Genomic DNA, 18246 nt, shown 5'->3' with positions numbered 1-18246 from the left:
AAAAGAAAAGATAGGCGCTGGGATGCACTGTTGGTGAGGAGTAGACAATGGCGAGTCACAAAGAGGTTCTGTTTTATGAGCCCGAAGATCCAAATGGTTACCTTTCAAATTTTGCGGCTTGCCCAATTCGTGTGGGAGACAAGGTGTGGGCCACCAGCGAGCACTATTATCAAGCAATGAAGTTTACCTGTGAAAAGCTGAGGCAACAGATATACACAGCAAGCTCGCCCGCAGAAGCTTTTTCACTGAGTCGTGACTTTGATGCACAAGTGCGTGACGATTGGTATGACATTCGTGTGGACGTTATGCGCTTTATCGTGACTGAGAAATTCAAACAGAATCCTTGCTTCGCACTGTTTCTTATCAATACGGGTGATTCAGTGATTAAAGAGCATTCCCACAAAGATAGCTTTTGGGGAGATGGGGGAGATGGCAAGGGTGAAAATCATCTTGGTAGAATCTTGATGAGCGTGCGCAGCCAGCTTAACGCTCAGCCTGTCTGTTTAAAGCCGATGGAAACACACCGTGAGCGAGATTTGTTTTCTGTGCCACTGTTGTTTGCACGTCCAAGAGAAAGCTTCAAGGCGCAATACTAATCACGATACTAAAAAGCCCCAAGTGATACTTGAGGCTTAATTTTTGCAAAGGTTGATCAAAGGTGTGTGGGTGAATTAAAGATATTTGTTAACAATATCATCAAGTTGCCCATTATCTCTCATTTCTACTAAGCGCTGATTGATAAATGATTGCAGTTCAGGCTTCATTTGAGGGTCAAAGGCGAGGTGAATAGGGTAATCATTAATTACCGAACCAAACCTTTGTAGCTGGTAGTCATTGATATCAAGGTTTTGATCGTTGAGGTTGTACTTGATTCGTGACTCCATTTCGACAAACACAGTGTCTCCAGGAGTTCGATTCAGTACACGGAAAGCGGCAGTATAGTCTTTCACTCGAATTTCATTGAGTTTGCCTTCGGCAATATAAGGATCAAGGTTTGGGTATTCAAACCCCAGCAGCAGTACCACTGCCTTGCCTTCTAGATCGTCGATGCTATTGAACTCAAATGGTTTCTTACTGCTGCTCAGTAGAGCGTGTTTTACATTGTAAATTGGGATGTCTGAGAGGTTCTCAGCTTGGATATTTCCCCAGCTTGGGCTGCCATAGGTTACCCAGTTGTCGTTTTCTCGAGCTTCAAGCTTAGAGATCATGCGATTAAATGGGTAGGTGTGATAGTTGATGTCGTAGTTGCTGTCTTGGAAGACGGCCTCGACGATGTCTGTCACCATGCCTTCATGCGCACCGCCTTCTTTTTCTATTTGAAAAGGTTGAGCTTGGCTTGCAATGATGTAGTGATGGAGTGGTTCGGACGAAAACGCGTAACCACTTGAAAATAAAGCTGCTATTGCAGTTGAAAGAAGATATTTTTTCATAACCTTCCCTGGTTATTTGTAGGACGACTACTATTATACTAGTTGAGTAATAGTAATTTACTAAACTTAATAAACGGAACTTATCTATGGTGAAACAAGGAAAGCGCTATATCGGATTATCTCGACAACTCATCGGGATTATTATCGCTATCAGCACTTTGTTCACTGTTATTGTGACAGGGCTCAGCCTATATGTTGAGTACCAAGATCGCGTTTCTTACATCAGCACTCAAATTGACCAAGTAAAAACGGGTCACCTTCCTGGATTAACCTCAAGCCTTTGGGTTGAGGATCGCGATCAACTGCAAGTACAAGCAGACAGTGTGTTTCAGCTACCTACGGTCAGTTATCTTCTTATTGAAGACGATAACCAGGTTGTGACTGAGTTAGGGCAACCCATTGTCGGTAGAGCCTATTCCAAAACTTGGGATATGGTTTACAAGATGGGGGGGAAAGAATACCCGCTCGCGACATTGACAGTGCAGTCAGACCTTAACCTTATTTTGGATGATTTTGTTGATCGAGTATTGGTTCTGGCCGTATTTGAGGCAGTGAAGGTATTCCTGCTGTCACTTGTGTGTCTGACCGTTGTTTATCGCCTTGTCGTTCGACGTTTGATGACCATCTCTTCTCAAATCGATGAACAAGATCAGAAAGCCGGCCCGCAAAAACTAGCACCGGTTGGACATACTTACTCTGATGAAATCACCACTCTTGAGTACAGCTATAACCAGTCAATCGAACGTATTCGTCAGCAATATGAAGAATTAAAGCAGGCCAAGGAAGCCGCTGAAGTCGCTAACCAAAACAAGAGTGAGTTTCTGGCGAATATGAGCCATGAAATACGCACGCCAATGAATGGGATCATCGGTTTATCATCGTTGTTGGCGGATATGGATATGCCCAAAGAGCAAAAAGAGTATGTTCGCATGCTCAACACTTCATCATTGACGCTCTTAGATCTTATCAACGACATACTCGATTACTCTAAGATTGAGGCTGGGCATCTCGACTTACAATCAGAGCCTTTCCGCATTGCCAATATTATTGATGATGTAGAGTCGACATTCCGTATTAAAGCTGAACAAAAATCGTTGAACTTCCAATTGATAACCGACCCGCGTATTCCAGCGGTGATCAAAGGTGATGGAACTCAACTGCGTCAGGTGCTGAATAATTTAGTCGGCAATGCCATTAAATTCACTGAACAAGGTCATGTGACGCTCTCCCTGTTCTTAGAGCCATCATTGAATGGCGCCCCAAACAGCGACAAGGTTCGAATTAAGTTTGAAGTGAAAGACAGCGGGATCGGGATTGCAGAGGATAAGCAGGTCAGCATCTTTGAGAAGTTCCAACAAGCTGATGGCAGTACTACTCGAAACTATGGCGGTACCGGACTAGGTCTGGCGATCTGTGAGAAAATTGTCACATTGATGGACTCTAAGCTGGAACTGTACAGTATTGAAGGTAAGGGCAGCTCGTTCTACTTCTCCGCTGACTTTGATGTGTGCAGTGAAGTGACACAAACCCAAGTAGATATGAACAAGGTCTCGGTGCTGCTAGTGGACGACAGTCAGCTGAATATGCGCATTACTTCCGCTCAACTGAAAGCGTTCGGTTGCGAGTCGGTCAGTTGTGATGGTGCTGAAGAGGCCGTTAACTTAGTGGCAGCTTCGCTAGAGAAAAATACCCCTTACGATTTAATATTGATTGATAAGGTAATGCCATCCGTTGATGGATTCCAATTAGCGGAGACCTTAACGCAACGATTCAATGACCAGTGCCCACTCCTTGTGATGATATCCGCAGATCCACACCTTGAGGACGAGCAGAGAGCTAAGCAAGTGGGTTATGTGGCGTATATTGCGCGTCCTTACCACGATAACCAATTAAAGTGGACGGTGAACCGTGTCCTCTCAAACCACGCTTCTGAGAAGGGCTTCACTTATGCCAACCGAGGTGAAGTATCATTCAAGTCTGTTTCGACTGAGCAACCGTCACCTGAAGCAGAACCTCAAGTTGAGCAAGCACCACTGCCGCAATTTGAAGGCAAAGCGCTGGTGGTTGAAGATTCGCGAGTGAATCAGCAAGTCGCCAAGATGATGATCAAAAAGCTGGGACTTGAGGTAGATATTGCTGAAAACGGTAAGATCGGCGTTGAGATGTACCAAAAGGCGGATTACAAAATTGTCTTTATGGATTGCCAGATGCCAGTACTCGATGGTTTTGAAGCAACTAAGTTGATTCGTGCCATCGAAGAGGGCTCTGAGCGACATGTACCCATTGTTGCCCTAACCGCTAACGTGGTGCAAAGAGACAAGCACCTCTGCTTTGAGGCTGGGATGGATGAGTTCATCGCCAAGCCTGTTAATCAGCATAAGCTGTTGGCCGCTGCTGAGAAGTTCTTGAGTCAGCCAAAGCAAGCACAAGACAAAGATGGAGTGGAGCAGCAAATCATTTAGTTCTTCTCTCATCTAGACACACCAACGGGCCATACAGACTGTTTGTATGGCCCGTTTTTTTGTGCGCGTTATGTTCTAATCCGTTTGACAACAAACTTAATCAATCAGCCTGTTGTAACAATTCATTCACACTTGGCCTGTCTTGTAAACCACGCTTTTAGTGTTCAATCGCTTGATTGGTTTGACTTTCAGAGCCCTTACTCTTGGGTGTAACATCTTGTTTACATTTTTCGGGGTGACTTGTCGTTTTGACTGATTTAATTGAAGATTTTCAATATTTCGAATTCTGTTCCACGTTTAAGTTAGGCGCGTTCTACGTGCTTCAATTTTCACAAGGAGAGAAACATGGTCGATAGCTACAACCCGTTAGGTACGGATGGTTTTGAATTCGTTGAGTACACAGCAGCTAATGATGAAGGGATAGAACAACTTAAGGCGCTGTTTGTGTCACTGGGTTTTGCCGAGATTGCCAAGCACCGCTCAAAAGAGGCGTGGCTGTATCGACAAGGGGACATCAGTTTTATTGTTAATGCGCAACCTCACAGCCAAGCTGAGGAGTTTGCGAGAGTACATGGCCCGTCAGTGTGCGGCATGGCTTTTCGCGTTCACGATGCCAGTGCTGCGCTACAACAGGCGCTGAACAATGGGGGAGAGGAGTACATCACAGACATTGGTCCAATGGAGCTTAGCATCCCTGCGATTTATGGCATCGGTGAGAGCCTTCTGTACTTTGTTGACCGCTACGGAAAGCAGAGTATTTATGATGTCGATTTCCGCTTCTACGATGACGCGGATCAGAGGTTAGCCGGTGCAGATGTGGGTTTGTACGAGATTGATCACCTGACCCACAACGTCAAGCAAGGCAATATGGATTTATGGTCCGGCTTTTATGAGCGCATTGGGAACTTCAGAGAGATCCGCTACTTTGACATTGAAGGTAAGCTCACAGGTCTTGTCAGTCGAGCTATGACTGCCCCGTGTGGCAAGATCCGTATCCCGATCAATGAATCCTCTGATGACAAATCTCAGATTGAAGAGTTTATTCGTGAATATAACGGTGAGGGGATCCAACACATCGCCCTGACGACAGACGATATCTATCAAACAGTGTCTACTTTGCGCGACCGAGGCATGGACTTTATGCCAACCCCTGACACTTACTACGAGAAAGTCGACCAGCGCGTAAAAGGCCACGGCGAAAATACCAGCCAACTTCGAGATTTACGTATCTTAATTGATGGCGCACCGACCAAAGATGGCATTTTGCTCCAGATCTTTACTCAAACTGTTATTGGACCAGTGTTCTTTGAGATCATTCAGCGCAAGGGGAACGAGGGCTTTGGTGAGGGTAACTTTAAAGCGCTGTTTGAATCGATTGAAGAGGATCAGATCCGACGCGGAGTATTGACCGATGAGTAAATGGATCCCTTTTCCTCACCGTGAGGGTACGTGCTCGAAGCAAGCACACGCTGACTTTCCCAAAGAGGCAATCTATGAGCGAGAAGCGGGGCGAAGCGGCTTCTTTGGCCCTGCTGCGCATTTTCATCATCAGCATGCCCCGACTGGTTGGTCGGAGTGGGAGGGCGATCTGCGTCCTAGAGCCTTTGATTTTAGCCGTATTGAAGCCGCCAGCCAGACATCTCCTTGGCAAGTACCACACCTGTTACACAACGCCAATTGCAAGATACGGGTTTGGAGAGTCGATAGCGATATGGAGCACCTAGTTCGTAATGCCGATGGCGATGAGCTGTTGTTCATTCATCAAGGCAGTGCGCATCTTTATTGTGACTATGGCCACTTAGAGCTAAGAGATGGTGACTATGTGATGATCCCGCGCTCCACCAGCTGGCGTTTAGAGCCGAATGAGCCGATGTTTATCTTGATGATTGAAAACACCGATGCGGCGTATACCTTGCCAGAGAAGGGCATGGTGGGTAACCACGCGGTGTTCGATCCTGCGGTGCTTGAGGTGCCTTCAATCGATGAGGCGTTTCAGGCTCAATACTCAGAAGACGAGACGCGAGTGTATGTGAAGCGCCATGACCAGACGAGTGTGATCACTTATCCATTCAATCCATTAGATGCGATTGGCTGGCATGGTGACCTGGCAGTTGTGAAGGTCAATTGGCGCGATATCCGACCTTTAATGTCGCACCGTTACCACTTACCGCCATCTGCTCACACTACCTTTGTTGGGGCGGGGTTTGTGGTTTGTACTTTTGTGCCGCGTCCGATAGAGAGCGACCCCGGCGCACTTAAGGTGCCGTTTTATCATAACAACGATGATTACGACGAAGTGCTCTTCTACCATGCGGGTGACTTCTTCAGTCGCGACAACATTGAAGCAGGGATGGTGACGTTCCATCCTGCAGGTTTCTCGCATGGCCCTCACCCTAAGGCATTCAAAGCAGGGTTGGAGCATAAGAAAACCTTCACAGATGAAGTCGCCGTCATGATTGATACACGCCACGCTCTATCATTTTCTGATGAACTAGACGCGGTAGAGAACAAACAATATGTCTACAGTTGGCAAGAGAAGTAGGGAGCAAGGATGAAACTAGCAACGAAGAAAAACGGGACTCGCGATGGGCTATTGATGGTCGTGAGTCGAGATTTATCACAATGTGTTCCTGCGACAGAAATCTTTCATGCTTTGCATCTAGCGCCGACGATGCAGATGGCGATGGACCATTGGCAACAGGTTGAGTCGTCACTGGTTGAATTGTATGAAGCACTCAATAACCAGAGAGTCGAAGGCAGCGAACCCTTTGAGGCGGCGACTTGCGAGTCACCGCTGCCACGCGCTTATCAATGGGCGGATGGCAGTGCTTATGTTAACCATGTTGAACTGGTCAGAAAGGCGCGTGGCGCTGAGATGCCAGAGAGCTTTTGGAGCGATCCACTGATGTATCAAGGTGGCTCTGACTCCTTCATTGGCCCGCGCGACGACATTGAGTTTGCGAGTGACGAGTGGGGGATAGATTTTGAAGGAGAGGTCGCTGTGATTACCGGTGATGTGCCGATGGGCGCGAGCCGAGCTCAGGCAGAGGCGTCGATTCGTTTGTTGATGCTGGTGAATGATGTCTCTTTGCGAGGTTTGATTCCGGCTGAGCTCGCCAAGGGGTTTGGCTTTTTCCAATCAAAGCCCTCATCCGCTTTTTCTCCAGTCGCGGTGACTCCTGATGAACTCGGTCAAGACTGGCAACAGAGTAAAGTTCACCTACCTCTGATCTCTACTTACAACAATGAGCCTTTTGGTTGTCCTAATGCTGGGGTTGATATGACGTTTGATTTTGCTGAGCTCGTCATGCACGCCTCGAAAACACGCCCGTTGTCGACAGGCACCATTATTGGCTCTGGAACCGTATCGAATAAACAGGGCACAGATCATGGCACGTCTATTCAAGAAGGTGGCGTAGGTTACTCGTGTATCGCAGAGGTGCGCATGATTGAGACGATTCGTGATGGTCAACCGACAACACGCTTCATGACCTTTGGTGACTCCATCAAGTTGGAGATGCTAAACAGGGAAGGGCAGTCGATCTTCGGTGCGATCGATCAACAAGTCGTCCAGTATCAAGGCTCCTAGTAAGAGGGTAAGCAATGAGTGAGAGGATCAAACTCTACGGGTATTGGCGCTCATCGGCGGCTTATCGAGTGCGCATTGGATTGAACCTAAAGCAACTCAGCTATGAGTCTAAGTCGGTGCATTTGGTGCGCAATGGTGGCGAGCAGCATGCTCCACAATATCGCGAACTCAATGCCAGTGAACTAGTGCCGGTGCTGGTGGATGGCAATGTTCAACTCAATCAGTCGCTGACGATTTTGCAATATTTAGACGAAAACTATTTGTGTGAGAGTAGCCCAGACAACTTGTTGATCCCTGAGAAAACACCGCTTCGCTATCAAGCGTTGGCGATGGCTCAGGATATTGCGATGGAAACTCACCCTCTTAACAATCTGCGAGTGTTGCAGTATTTGGAGCGTGAGTTGTCGTGCGATCACGAGGCGAAAATGGCTTGGCTTCATCATTGGATGAGCCAAGGTTTCTGTGCTCTAGAAGAGAAGCTGGCGAAGCACAGAAAAGTACATGGCGACTCTCTGTATAGCCTCACGGATTCGCCTTGTATCGTTGATATTTGTTTAGTACCACAAGTCTACAATGCCTTGCGATTTGACCTTGATATGTCGCCCTATCCGCTGATTAACTCGATCGTAGCAGCGTGTAACCAGTTGCCTGCGTTTATTGATGCTATGCCAGAGAATCAAGCGGATGCTGCTTCATCCCCATAAAGAGAATAAAGATCTGAAACTGATTTAATTCATCCTGATTCCGGCGTAATACACTCTTTATCCGGCGGAATTCACTGTCTATCTGGGGGATGCATGACCTAATCTTCAATATAGGTCTTTGCTCCCCCAAACCATTTCTGCATCAGCACTTCTGTCAATCAAGACACCTATCAATTCAAAGCGCGTTGCATGGCACTAACGAAAGCCATTGACTTGTTGTATTTAGAACAAAGACTTATCCGCTCATATTATACCTGTTAGTAGATACGTAGAGATGGGCTCGAGAGCCGTTTAGTGGAGATAAGTGTCAGTTGAATGGCTTCACAATTTGTATGAAAAATAGACCAAAGCAATGACTTTGCGGGTCGTGTCACGGATAGTTATTGTTATTTGTAACATTGTAATACAAATAACAATGTAAGCAATGGAGCTGTTCGATGAAGTTATCTAAGTTGAGTGTGGTGTTGATGTTGATTCTGGGCGTTGGCTGTAGTGAAGATTCTACAACAACACCCAATGGCAGTGGCGAAGAAACCACGCCGCCTGAAGTGCCGGGAGGGTCGAATGACGTATTATCAGACCTGCTGCCAGAAGACATATTAACGGTACCTTCTGTTCAATGTTCTGAAGTGTTTGGGTCGACGTCGGAGCTTGAGAACGCGGTATCCCAGGATATGGCTGCGGGCACCACACTCTGTTTAGCCGACGGTGAGTATGTCGACCTGGAGATTACATATGGTGGTACCGGTACAAAAGAGAGCCCGATTAAAGTCGCAGCCCAAAACCCAGGCAAAGCGGTGATTACAGGTAATGCAAAAATTGCGATGGGTGGTAGTTATGTACAGTTACAAGGCTTCGTGTTTGATGGCGCGACGAGTAGCAGCAGTAATCTGATTGCTACACGCTTTGGTACTCATAACCTTTGTCACAACTGTCGTATTACCGAAATCGCAATCATCGACGTCGATGCTGATCAAGGCATCACATCGGGAGACAGTACATCGGGTGAATGGGTACATATTTATGGTAAGAATAATTGGCTCGATCACAGTATTCTAAGTGGAAAAACCACCGCATCTCCAATGATCTCCTTTAACCGTTGGGTCTCTGGTGATTGGGACGAAGAGACCCAACTCGCGTAACTTGCGCAAGGCATTATTGTTTATAACAACTATATTGCGAACCGAGCGCCTGCGGAAGGTCAGATGTACGCTCAGAGCAGTGACAACAATTATGAAGCTATTCGTACTGGCTTGAGTGATACTCATCAGTATGCCGGTGACTCATTGATTGTTCGCAACGTGTTTGAAAATATTCAGGGCGAAGCGGAAGTGGTGTCAAACAAAGGGACCAACAACACAATCAGCTTCAACACGGTCTTAAATAGCTACGGCTCTATCACTACGCGTCATGGCAGCGGCGCCACCATTAGTAATAACTTCATCTTGAGTCAGGACTATCCGTTTGCCGGTGGCCTGCGCTTGGTCGATGGCGATCATGTGGTGACCAATAACTACATTCAAGGTGCTCGCTACAAAAATACCACTCATCATGGCGGCATTGTACTAATGGGCTCAGATGGGGCAGGTGATGGTGACAACGGGTACCAACAATTCGAGAATGTTCACGTGGCTCACAACACCATTGTCGACAGCGTTAATAGCTTAAACATCGATGGTGGTAGCAAATCGACAGCGCCTAAATTGGCTTATTTAGCGAACAACTTGATTGATATGGCTATCGGCCCAGTGTTGACGCAATCGGAGCGAGGTTTTGATGTATCGACACACGTGACGGGTAATGTTGTGTTTGGGCAAGAGTTTGCTGACAGCGATACTCTCAAAGTTACCGAGCCTGGCTTTGAATTCTATAGTGCAAACTTGGTGCAGGATGAAAAAGGGATTTATCGCCCTTCGTTGAACTCACCTAACCTTGATGCAATTACTGATTATGAAAAGGGAGAGTTTAGTGATGTAGTGATTGATCTTGATGGTCAAGAGCGCAGTGAAACCACTACCGTTGGTGCCGATGAATCTCTCACCTCTTCGGTGATTTACGAACCTCTTAGCTACGATGATGTCGGGCCATTGAGTTATAGCTTAGTTAAACCTCAAGCGATAATGATAGAAGTCGCATTGCAGAACTCTGCTTTTGATGAAGGTCTTAGTCACTGGAGTTATCAGAATGCTTCGACAGTGACAGGAGAGCAAGCATTCTCTCGAGATAGCAGTCTCCAGCTTCAATCTAACAGTGTGGTAAGCCAAGATGTTGCTTTAGAAGCGAACACCCGCTATGCCATTTCTGCGTTTGTGAAGGGGGCCTATCAACTCTCGCTAGGCGATGAAGTAACGATACAGGGGCAGGATGTTGGTGATTATGCTTGGGTCAGCGAAGAGTTTACTGCTCAGGAAGATAAAGTTGCGTCATTGAAACTCAGTTTACCTGAGAGTATTACCGTATTTGCAGACATTGCTGACCATCAATTAGGCCAATGGCGAGCTGATGGTGGAACCAGCACCGTCTGGGCAGTTTATGAGGGCAGTTCAGAAGGAAAAGGTGATGTTGGGAGCTCTGGTGACAGTGCCTTTAGTGATGCGGTAGGCAGTAATGGTTCCGCTCGAATCCGCTTTAAGTATGGTGAATCAACGCATGACTTCGATTCTAAGCCTGGGATAAGTCAAGTTGTCGATGAGTTGCCTACAGGGACAGACATGACATTTGCCATGTACTATTGCGACAAAAAAGGGGAAGACTCACTAAGCACCTTACATTACGGCTTACGCCTGCCTAACAGCGGGACTATTGTTGCTGAAGCAAGGGCCCACGTGAAAGATCTAGACGACGCTCCCCAAGGTAGTATCAAGGATTGTTTCCGACAGGTGACTCTTGATTTTAATACGCAAGGCTATGATTCACTGGAGATATTCGCTCTTATGGAGATCGATACTATCAATTTCACTTCGGAGCAAATTTTAGCACATGACCAATTTATTGATGATGAGCTAGAGATTCGCATTGACGAGTTCTCCATACGTTACCCTGGCGAACCAGCAGATGGACTGGTTGGCTATGTTGATGACGTGCGTCTAGTCAAACGAGTAGAAAGATAGAAAAGTAAGCCCCTGATATTGATGGGGGCTTTTACTGAAACGTTAACGCAAAACAACTCGCTTTATTTCTTCCAAAACCTCGGCATTCGCAATAGCACCGAGGTTTTCTACACTCTTACCATTCACGACCTGTTTCACGGCCAGCTCCACCAACTTGCCAGAGCGGGTTTTAGGAATGTCACTGATAGCAAAGATTTGGCTAGGTACATGCCTTGGCGAACACGCCGCTTTTAGCTGGCTCTTGATCGTTGTTCTTAGCGATTCGGTAAGCTCATGCTGCGATTCGAGCTGCACAAATAGCCAGATCTGCTCATTACGCTCCGTTTCTTTACCGACCGCGATAGAATCAACGATACCCTGTATATGGTTCACTTGTTGGTAGATCTCGGCTGTACCGATACGTACGCCACCAGGGTTGAGTGTGGCATCACGGCGCCCGTAAAACACATAACCGCCATTAGTGCTCTGTTTGATATCATCACCATGGTGCCAAGTATCTTCAAAGCGACTCCAATAGGTATCGTGATAGCGTTCGCCATTGTCGTTCCAAAAACCGTTAGGGAAGTTTGGAACTGAGTTGCAACAGACTAGCTCGCCTCGCTGCTCAGTGATGGCTTCTCCTTGACTATTGAATACCCGTACATCCACCGCTAGAGCGGCCGCTTGACACTCCCCGCGAAAAACTGGAGAGATAGGATTACCCAATACAAAGCAGCCGCAGATATCGGTACCACCGGAGATAGACGCTAAGTGCAGGTCTGATTTTATCGACTGATAGACAAAATCGAACTGTTCAGGGTAGAGCACTGAACCTGTCGAGCACAGAGTTTTTAAGTCAGGTAGCGAACCGTGCTCAGCGGGTTTGAATGATGCCTTTTCCAGCGCCTCTAGATACTTGGCTGATGTTCCAAATAGATTCACATTGGCTCGCTGAGCGAGATCCCACAAAACATTGGGGTTCGGACACATTGGGCTGCCATCAAAGATCACTAAACAAGCGCCACTCGCAAGCGAAGATACATGCCAATTCCACATCATCCAGCCACAGGTGGTGTAATAAAAAACGCGCTCGTTTGGTTTGATATCACAATGAAGTTGATGCTCTTTTAGATGGTTGAGCAGCGTCCCACCAACACTGTGCACTATACACTTAGGCTTACCTGTAGTGCCTGAAGAGTAGAGGACGAACAGCGGATCATTGAAGCTCACTTGAGCAAACTCGATCGGGTGCGCTTGATAAGAAGAGACAACCTCCTGCCAGTTGTGATGAGAGGAAGATGTCGGTGCGCTGTCTGTGCCGATGTAGTTTATCTGGCAAACTTCTTTTAGTCCTTGTATCTGTTGGGAAAGAGCTCGATTCTTCTCTGACATGTCAAAATGTTTGCCATTAAATGAGTAGCCGTCGCAGGTAAACAGGACCTTAGGTTGGACTTGTCCAAAACGTTCCAGAACGCTTTCAACGCCAAAGTCTGGAGAGGTTGATGTCCAAGTTGCACCTAAGCTAGTCGCGGCGAGCATGGCGATCACTACCTCTGGCAAATACGGGGTATACGCCGCGACGGTATCGCCTTTCGTCACACCACACGCTATGAGCCATTGTTGAACACGAGACACTTCGTCATACAGCGTCTGCCATGTGTATTGCGCTTGAGCGCCTTGCTCATTTTCAAACCATATGGCCAGTGCGTCCGGTTGCTGGTGGGCATGCTTAAGCAGATTCTCAGCGTAGTTGAGTTTGGCGTCAGGGAACCATTGTGTGTCTCGATTTGGTTGTGATTGCTGCCAGCGCGGATCACCCAAAATACTGATCTCACTTCCTTGTGAGCCCACAACGCCACAAAACGCCCAAGTTTGATGCCAAAAACGCTGTGGGTGTTCGATAGACCATTGATGCAGAGCGGAGTAACTATCGAGATTTAAACCATCTTGGTTTAGTCGTTCCATGAACCGTGTGATGTTTGCTTGAGCAATACGCTCCGTACTTGGCTGCCAGATTGGTTCACTCTTATCCATGAGTGCCTCTTTGATAAAAAATTAATAGATTCAGTCTTGTACCGACGATATCCAAAGTCAAACAACAGCCATGATCATATGCACGTACGAACTGTATAGCTATCAAGTAGGATTGGTGGTTTTATCGCTGAATCTGAGTATTTTAAAGTTAATAAAATCAGTAATTTGATTGTAATGTAAAGTAATTGTTACAGATTCTGTGTTTGCAATCCATTGCTGCAAACTGGCGGTTAAAGGGAGGGACGATACGCTTAAAGTAGGCAACCAATTGGAGGGATGCAGTGACACATTATCATTCTAAACCAGTCAGCCAAGATGGATGGGTTGATTGGAACAGCCAAGAAGATGCGATATGGCATGACTTGGTGAGCAGGCAACTGCACGTGATTCAAGATCGAGCCTGTGATGCGTATTTGCAGGGCTTACGTCTATTGGATTTACCTTTGGACAAAGTGCCGCAACTGCCTGAAATTAATCGAGTACTCGCCTCCACCACAGGGTGGCAGGTAGAGCCTGTGCCCGCTTTAATTGATTTTGATCGGTTCTTTGCACTACTTGGCAGCAAGCGCTTTCCGGTCGCGACATTTCTGAGAACTCGTGATGAGTTCGATTACCTGCAAGAGCCGGACTTTTTCCATGAAATCTTCGGTCACTGCGCCATGCTAACCAACCCAAGCTTCGCTTCTTTCACCGAGCACTATGGTCGTTTAGGACAAGCGGCGACCCCAAAGCAGCGCGCTTACCTTGCCCGTTTGTACTGGTTTACCGTTGAGTTCGGTTTAGTGAAAGAACAGGGACAAACTAAAATCTATGGTGGTGGAATCCTCTCATCGCCAGCGGAAACCTTGTACGCCTTGGAAGAGTCCAATGTTATTCGAGAAACGTTCGATCTGCAGACTGTTCTTAGAACGCCCTATCGTATTGACATCATGCAACCCAAGTATTTCGTCATTGATGGATTAACGCAGTTATTTGAGTTAAGCCAACAGAACCTTATTGCCCAAGCTGATTTGGCCTGTCAGTCGGGTCTATTACCACCACTATTTGAACCAAAGGAAGCGACACATGCTGAATGAACTAAAATGCGAAGCCTGTACCAGTGATGCCAAGGCATTGAACGAATCCGAGCAGCAGAGCCTGCTTCAAGAGTTACAAAACTGGGAAATTGTTGTTAGAGAGGGCATACCGCAGTTGGAGAAAACCTATCGCTTTAAGAACTTTAAACTGGCATGGGCATTCAGCGACAAAGTAGCCGCGTTGGCGGAAGAGGAGTTTCATCACCCTTCGATTTTATTGGAGTGGGGGAAGGTGACGGTGACTTGGTGGAGCCACTCTATCAAGGGGCTGCATAGCAACGATTTCATCTGCGCATCAAAATGCGATCAATTCAACGAGGACGTCTAGCCCCATCTCTGTTGTTGAAGAGTTGAATCGAGCATATAGGGGATTTGTGAGCAATTTGTGATAAGAGTGGATACTTCGCCCTATGAGTTGATGTTAGGGCGCATAACTGAGCGCTTTGTAGCGGAATTTTATTCATAATATTGGTTTTACTAGACCCCTATATGCTATATTTCTCGGCCAAGTTTACTACAGACTAAGGCTGAAAATGTCTATCAACCTTTCACTCCTTCCACCCGATGAGAAAAACAAGATCGAGCTGGATAAGCAGGCTTCATTTTTCGTATGGCAATTGAAGCAAGCTAAATGTGGCCCTGAAGCCATTGTTGAAGAAGCAATGAAGCTCACTGACCCACAAGAGAAAGCTTGGTTTGAGCAGTCTGTAGAGAAATACAAACAGGTAATGGGTGTCGCATAATTGCAGACCACGCTTACCCAGCAGTGCCGCAGAATTGAAATGATGCGGTATTTTGCTAGAATTTGCCCCGTTAATTGAATCAGAGAGAAGATCCCGATGGGAAGAAGTTTTGAAGTGCGTAAAGCCTCTATGGCGAAAACAGCTGGCGCAAAAATTAAAGTTTATTCCAAGTACGGTAAAGAAATTTACATGTGTGCGAAGAATGGCGGTTCAGATCCAGATATGAACCTATCGCTTAAGCACCTGATTGCTAAAGCGAAAAAAGACCAAGTACCTGCACACGTTATCGACAAAGCGATCGATAAAGCAAACGGCGGTGGTGGTGAAGACTACGTACCAGCTCGTTACGAAGGTTTCGGCCCAGGCGGCACAAGCGTAATCGTTGACTGTCTAACAGACAACGGTAACCGTACTTTCCAAGACGTTCGCCAATGTTTCGTTAAGACTGGTGCGAAAATCGGTGTTGAAGGTTCTGTTTCTCACATGTTCGCTCACCAAGCGGTATTCCAATTCAAAGGCGAAGATGACGAGATCATTCTAGAAACGCTAATGATGGACGACGTAGACGTAACTGACGTTGAACTAGAAGACGGTGTGATCACTGTATTCGCTCCAACGACTGAGTTCTTCAAGACTAAGACAGCACTAACCGCTGCTTTCCCAGATCTAACGCTAGATGTTGAAGAGATCACGTTCGTACCTCAAACTCACACGCCAGTAGCGGGTGACGATGCAGTGAAATTCCAGAAGTTCCTAGACCTTCTAGACGACTGTGATGACGTACAACAGGTTTACCACAACGCTGAGCTTTAATTCAGTTGCGTGTTACTCATTGAGTAAAAGCTAAATGGAAAAACCGAGCCTTAGTGCTCGGTTTTTTTTATGTTTGCGATTTTACCTTGATCATTGTTCCGCCGGAACGATGAAAAAACGGTACTGATTGAGATCACTCATCGCATAACTCGATAGCCGTTTTTTGCGACTCTCTTGGCTTACAAATCCACTCCGCAAGCTTTCTCACCTTGGGTAGCAGCGTTAGGCTCAATACCAGAGCGCATGGCCATGCCATCAAAAAACTGTTTAACCAAACTGGCGGCCATTCGTGACTAAATCCCATCTTGGTACCTGAAATAATGCCCGACATCAGCAGTGCCATGACCAATGATGATAGTGTCGCAGTGACATAGTGAAGCTTGTTGTTCATCTCTGCTCCTAATGATTTTTCTTGTTCGTTGAGTTAAGGTTACTCCTATCCACAAATGAGAAAAATAGGCATATAAAGAACTATGAATTCCATATATGGAAACATTGACGATCTGTTTTTATTTTGTGCTGTAGTAGAGAAGGGCTCTTTACTATCGGCTTCGCGCTCATTACAGCTACCTGTTTCAACCATGTCTCGTCGCTTATCGGCTCTTGAAGAGCGACTCGGGATTCGCCTACTTGAGAAGAAGGGGCGTGAGTTGGTCGCGACCGAAGATGGCGAAGCGGCATTTCAATCGCTCAGCAGCGGTATGGAGTCGCTGCAGGCGGGCTTTGTCGACCTGATCAAGGGTAAGGATGTCATTCAAGGCAAGATCAAGCTGACCGTACCACATAACTTTTATGGCAGTTTTCTGAGTAAAACCATTGAGAACTTTCTAATTCAATACCCAAGGGTGCAACTGGATTTGGTATTGAGTCAGCAACACTTAGTTCCTGAAACGGATCGCGACTTATTAGTCACTTTCAATGTCTCCAATCTGGAAGGGATGATTGCGCGTCCTCTGTTTAAAGCCAAGCATGGTTTCTTTACCAGCGAGAAATACGTGCAACGTAGAGGCGCTATAACCACACCAGAACAACTAGCAGAGCAAGATTGGGTCAGCGTGGATCATGTGACGAATATTCCGCTCTACAAAGGGGATAAGTTAGACCGCAATATCAGCATTCAACCAAAGTTTGTGGTCAATGATATTCACCGAGTGGCGGAAGCAATAGAGAACGGCTTAGGTGTGGCCTCACTGCCATTTCGTCATATCTCGCCCAATATGGATCTGATTCAACTGTTACCTGAGTACCACCGAGGTGACCGACAGGCATATTTAGTGTACAAAGAGAGAAAATATCAGCCTAAGGCGTTGACGCTGTTGATTAATGCATTGATTGAAAGCATTCGATCCTTCCACAATCAAGCGCCCGCCTCTTAAAAGGAGAAAGAAATGAAAGTAAGTTTTATCGGACTGGGTGTGATGGGTTTCCCAATGGCAGGCCACCTAGTTAAAGCGGGTTTTGAGGTAACGGTGTTTAACCGAACTCACAGTAAAGCATTAGATTGGGCTGATAAATACCAAGGGAAGGCCGCTGAGAGCGTAGCTGAGTGTGTGGCAGAAGCGGATGTTGTTCTTGTCTGTGTTGGCAACGATGATGACGTACGCAGCATGACAACCAGCGAAACAGGTGCATTGGCCGCTATGAAGCCAAACGCAATTCTTGTTGACCACACAACAACGTCTGCAATCCTTGCTGAAGAGCTTGAAGCTGCTGCAAATAAAGCGGGTGTTCGTTTCATGGATGCACCCGTTTCAGGCGGTCAGGCGGGCGCAGAAAATGGCGTGTTAACCATCATGTGTGGTGGTGAGCAAGAGCTATTCAATGACCTGCAACCAGTATTTGAAGCTTACGGTAAATCATCGGTTCTCATGGGTAAGGTCGGCCAAGGCCAGCGTGCGAAAATGGTTAACCAGATTTGCATTGCAGGTGTGTTGAATGGTTTGTCAGAAGGCTTAGTGCTTGCTGAAAAATCAGGTTTAGATATCCAAACTTTGGTTGATTGCCTTAAAAACGGCGCGGCAGGCTCATGGCAGATGGAGAACCGTGCTGTCACTATGTCGGAAAACAAATTCGACTTTGGTTTTGCTATCGACTGGATGATTAAAGATCTAGGCTTCTGTCTAGATGAAGCTGAGCGTCAAGGCGTGAAACTTCCTCTAACGGAAAAGACCAATAACGCCTACAAAGCGCTATCTGCACAGGGCGAAGGCCGCATGGATACTTCAGTATTGATGAAAGCCGTGGTTGAAGAATCTAAGAAATAATAGTCTTTATAGAACTGAATCCAATAGCCGCAACCCTGCGGC

Annotated in this window: 15 protein-coding genes and 1 pseudogene; 13 read left to right on the top strand and 3 right to left on the bottom strand. The window is 46.6% G+C overall.

Features of this window, described 5'->3' with window-relative positions; genetic code table 11:
* Nucleotides 1–47: 47 nt before the first annotated feature.
* On the top strand, nt 48–596 hold the full coding sequence (locus tag OCV50_RS16190) for an NADAR family protein (protein ID WP_239839389.1): 549 nt from the start codon (nt 48–50) through the stop codon (nt 594–596).
* Nucleotides 597–671: 75 nt separating this feature from the next.
* Here the strand turns inward: OCV50_RS16190 and OCV50_RS16185 are convergent, their stop codons facing one another.
* Entirely contained in the window at nt 672–1430 is a 759-nt protein-coding gene (locus OCV50_RS16185; RefSeq protein WP_261904903.1) for a substrate-binding periplasmic protein, read from the bottom strand.
* 86 nt (nt 1431–1516) lie between these two features.
* On the opposite strand from OCV50_RS16185, the gene OCV50_RS16180 reads away from it, so the two are divergent.
* From OCV50_RS16180 to OCV50_RS16155, 6 genes and pseudogenes are all read left to right on the top strand, one after another.
* Nucleotides 1517–3892 (top strand): response regulator, encoded by a 2376-nt coding sequence (locus OCV50_RS16180; protein WP_261904902.1) that lies wholly within the window; start codon nt 1517–1519, stop codon nt 3890–3892.
* 345 nt (nt 3893–4237) lie between these two features.
* Nucleotides 4238–5311, top strand: a complete 1074-nt coding sequence (gene hppD / locus OCV50_RS16175) for a 4-hydroxyphenylpyruvate dioxygenase (protein ID WP_239839386.1) — start codon at nt 4238–4240, stop codon at nt 5309–5311.
* Complete coding sequence (locus tag OCV50_RS16170; RefSeq protein ID WP_261904901.1) at nt 5304–6434, top strand: homogentisate 1,2-dioxygenase; 1131 nt, start codon at nt 5304–5306, stop codon at nt 6432–6434. Before hppD ends, OCV50_RS16170 begins: the two co-directional genes overlap by 8 nt.
* Before the next feature lie 9 nt (nt 6435–6443).
* Nucleotides 6444–7481: a fumarylacetoacetate hydrolase family protein gene (locus tag OCV50_RS16165; protein WP_261904900.1), complete on the top strand. Its 1038-nt coding sequence runs from the start codon at nt 6444–6446 to the stop codon at nt 7479–7481.
* 14 nt (nt 7482–7495) lie between these two features.
* Nucleotides 7496–8185, top strand: coding sequence for a maleylacetoacetate isomerase (gene maiA, locus OCV50_RS16160; RefSeq protein ID WP_261904899.1), 690 nt, complete (start codon nt 7496–7498; stop codon nt 8183–8185).
* Between the two features lie 437 nt (nt 8186–8622).
* Nucleotides 8623–11295: pseudogene (locus OCV50_RS16155) on the top strand (polysaccharide lyase 6 family protein).
* Nucleotides 11296–11337: 42 nt separating this feature from the next.
* On the opposite strand, the gene OCV50_RS16150 reads toward OCV50_RS16155, so the two are convergent.
* Nucleotides 11338–13308: an acetoacetate--CoA ligase gene (locus OCV50_RS16150; protein WP_261904898.1), complete on the bottom strand. Its 1971-nt coding sequence runs from the start codon at nt 13306–13308 to the stop codon at nt 11338–11340.
* A 281-nt stretch (nt 13309–13589) separates the two neighbouring features.
* On the opposite strand from OCV50_RS16150, the gene phhA reads away from it, so the two are divergent.
* The 4 genes from phhA to OCV50_RS16130 all read left to right on the top strand — a co-directional run bounded on the left by phhA (nt 13590) and on the right by OCV50_RS16130 (nt 15940).
* Nucleotides 13590–14384, top strand: a complete 795-nt coding sequence (gene phhA, locus OCV50_RS16145; protein WP_261904897.1) for a phenylalanine 4-monooxygenase — start codon at nt 13590–13592, stop codon at nt 14382–14384.
* Nucleotides 14374–14712, top strand: coding sequence for a 4a-hydroxytetrahydrobiopterin dehydratase (locus OCV50_RS16140; protein WP_239839379.1), 339 nt, complete (start codon nt 14374–14376; stop codon nt 14710–14712). The genes phhA and OCV50_RS16140 overlap by 11 nt, the downstream gene beginning before the upstream one ends.
* 205 nt (nt 14713–14917) lie before the next feature.
* Entirely contained in the window at nt 14918–15127 is a 210-nt protein-coding gene (locus OCV50_RS16135; RefSeq protein ID WP_239839378.1) for a DUF3283 family protein, read from the top strand.
* A gap of 96 nt (nt 15128–15223) precedes the next feature.
* Entirely contained in the window at nt 15224–15940 is a 717-nt protein-coding gene (locus tag OCV50_RS16130; protein WP_239839377.1) for a YebC/PmpR family DNA-binding transcriptional regulator, read from the top strand.
* A gap of 133 nt (nt 15941–16073) precedes the next feature.
* Here the strand turns inward: OCV50_RS16130 and OCV50_RS16125 are convergent, their stop codons facing one another.
* Nucleotides 16074–16331, bottom strand: coding sequence for a DUF2798 domain-containing protein (locus tag OCV50_RS16125; protein ID WP_261904896.1), 258 nt, complete (start codon nt 16329–16331; stop codon nt 16074–16076).
* Between the two features lie 82 nt (nt 16332–16413).
* On the opposite strand from OCV50_RS16125, the gene OCV50_RS16120 reads away from it, so the two are divergent.
* Entirely contained in the window at nt 16414–17316 is a 903-nt protein-coding gene (locus OCV50_RS16120) for a LysR family transcriptional regulator (protein WP_261904895.1), read from the top strand.
* Between the two features lie 12 nt (nt 17317–17328).
* Nucleotides 17329–18204 carry an NAD(P)-dependent oxidoreductase gene (locus OCV50_RS16115; RefSeq protein ID WP_261904894.1) on the top strand — a complete coding sequence of 292 codons (876 nt, stop codon included), beginning with the start codon at nt 17329–17331 and terminating at the stop codon, nt 18202–18204.
* Nucleotides 18205–18246 lie beyond the last annotated feature (42 nt).

The organism is Vibrio fortis (assembly GCF_024347475.1).
Lineage (GTDB): Bacteria > Pseudomonadota > Gammaproteobacteria > Enterobacterales > Vibrionaceae > Vibrio > Vibrio fortis.
The sequence above is the reverse complement of the archived record's forward strand: the minus strand, read 5'-3'. Positions and strand labels throughout refer to the sequence as shown.

Coding starts and splice junctions, on each gene's coding strand:
- OCV50_RS16190 (WP_239839389.1), top strand. CDS start 48: ATGGCGAGTCACAAAGAGGTTCTGTTTTATGAGCCCGAAGATCCAAAT.
- OCV50_RS16185 (WP_261904903.1), bottom strand. CDS start 1,430: ATGAAAAAATATCTTCTTTCAACTGCAATAGCAGCTTTATTTTCAAGT.
- OCV50_RS16180 (WP_261904902.1), top strand. CDS start 1,517: ATGGTGAAACAAGGAAAGCGCTATATCGGATTATCTCGACAACTCATC.
- hppD (WP_239839386.1), top strand. CDS start 4,238: ATGGTCGATAGCTACAACCCGTTAGGTACGGATGGTTTTGAATTCGTT.
- OCV50_RS16170 (WP_261904901.1), top strand. CDS start 5,304: ATGAGTAAATGGATCCCTTTTCCTCACCGTGAGGGTACGTGCTCGAAG.
- OCV50_RS16165 (WP_261904900.1), top strand. CDS start 6,444: ATGAAACTAGCAACGAAGAAAAACGGGACTCGCGATGGGCTATTGATG.
- maiA (WP_261904899.1), top strand. CDS start 7,496: ATGAGTGAGAGGATCAAACTCTACGGGTATTGGCGCTCATCGGCGGCT.
- OCV50_RS16150 (WP_261904898.1), bottom strand. CDS start 13,308: ATGGATAAGAGTGAACCAATCTGGCAGCCAAGTACGGAGCGTATTGCT.
- OCV50_RS16140 (WP_239839379.1), top strand. CDS start 14,374: ATGCTGAATGAACTAAAATGCGAAGCCTGTACCAGTGATGCCAAGGCA.
- OCV50_RS16135 (WP_239839378.1), top strand. CDS start 14,918: ATGTCTATCAACCTTTCACTCCTTCCACCCGATGAGAAAAACAAGATC.
- OCV50_RS16130 (WP_239839377.1), top strand. CDS start 15,224: ATGGGAAGAAGTTTTGAAGTGCGTAAAGCCTCTATGGCGAAAACAGCT.
- OCV50_RS16125 (WP_261904896.1), bottom strand. CDS start 16,331: ATGAACAACAAGCTTCACTATGTCACTGCGACACTATCATCATTGGTC.
- OCV50_RS16120 (WP_261904895.1), top strand. CDS start 16,414: ATGAATTCCATATATGGAAACATTGACGATCTGTTTTTATTTTGTGCT.
- OCV50_RS16115 (WP_261904894.1), top strand. CDS start 17,329: ATGAAAGTAAGTTTTATCGGACTGGGTGTGATGGGTTTCCCAATGGCA.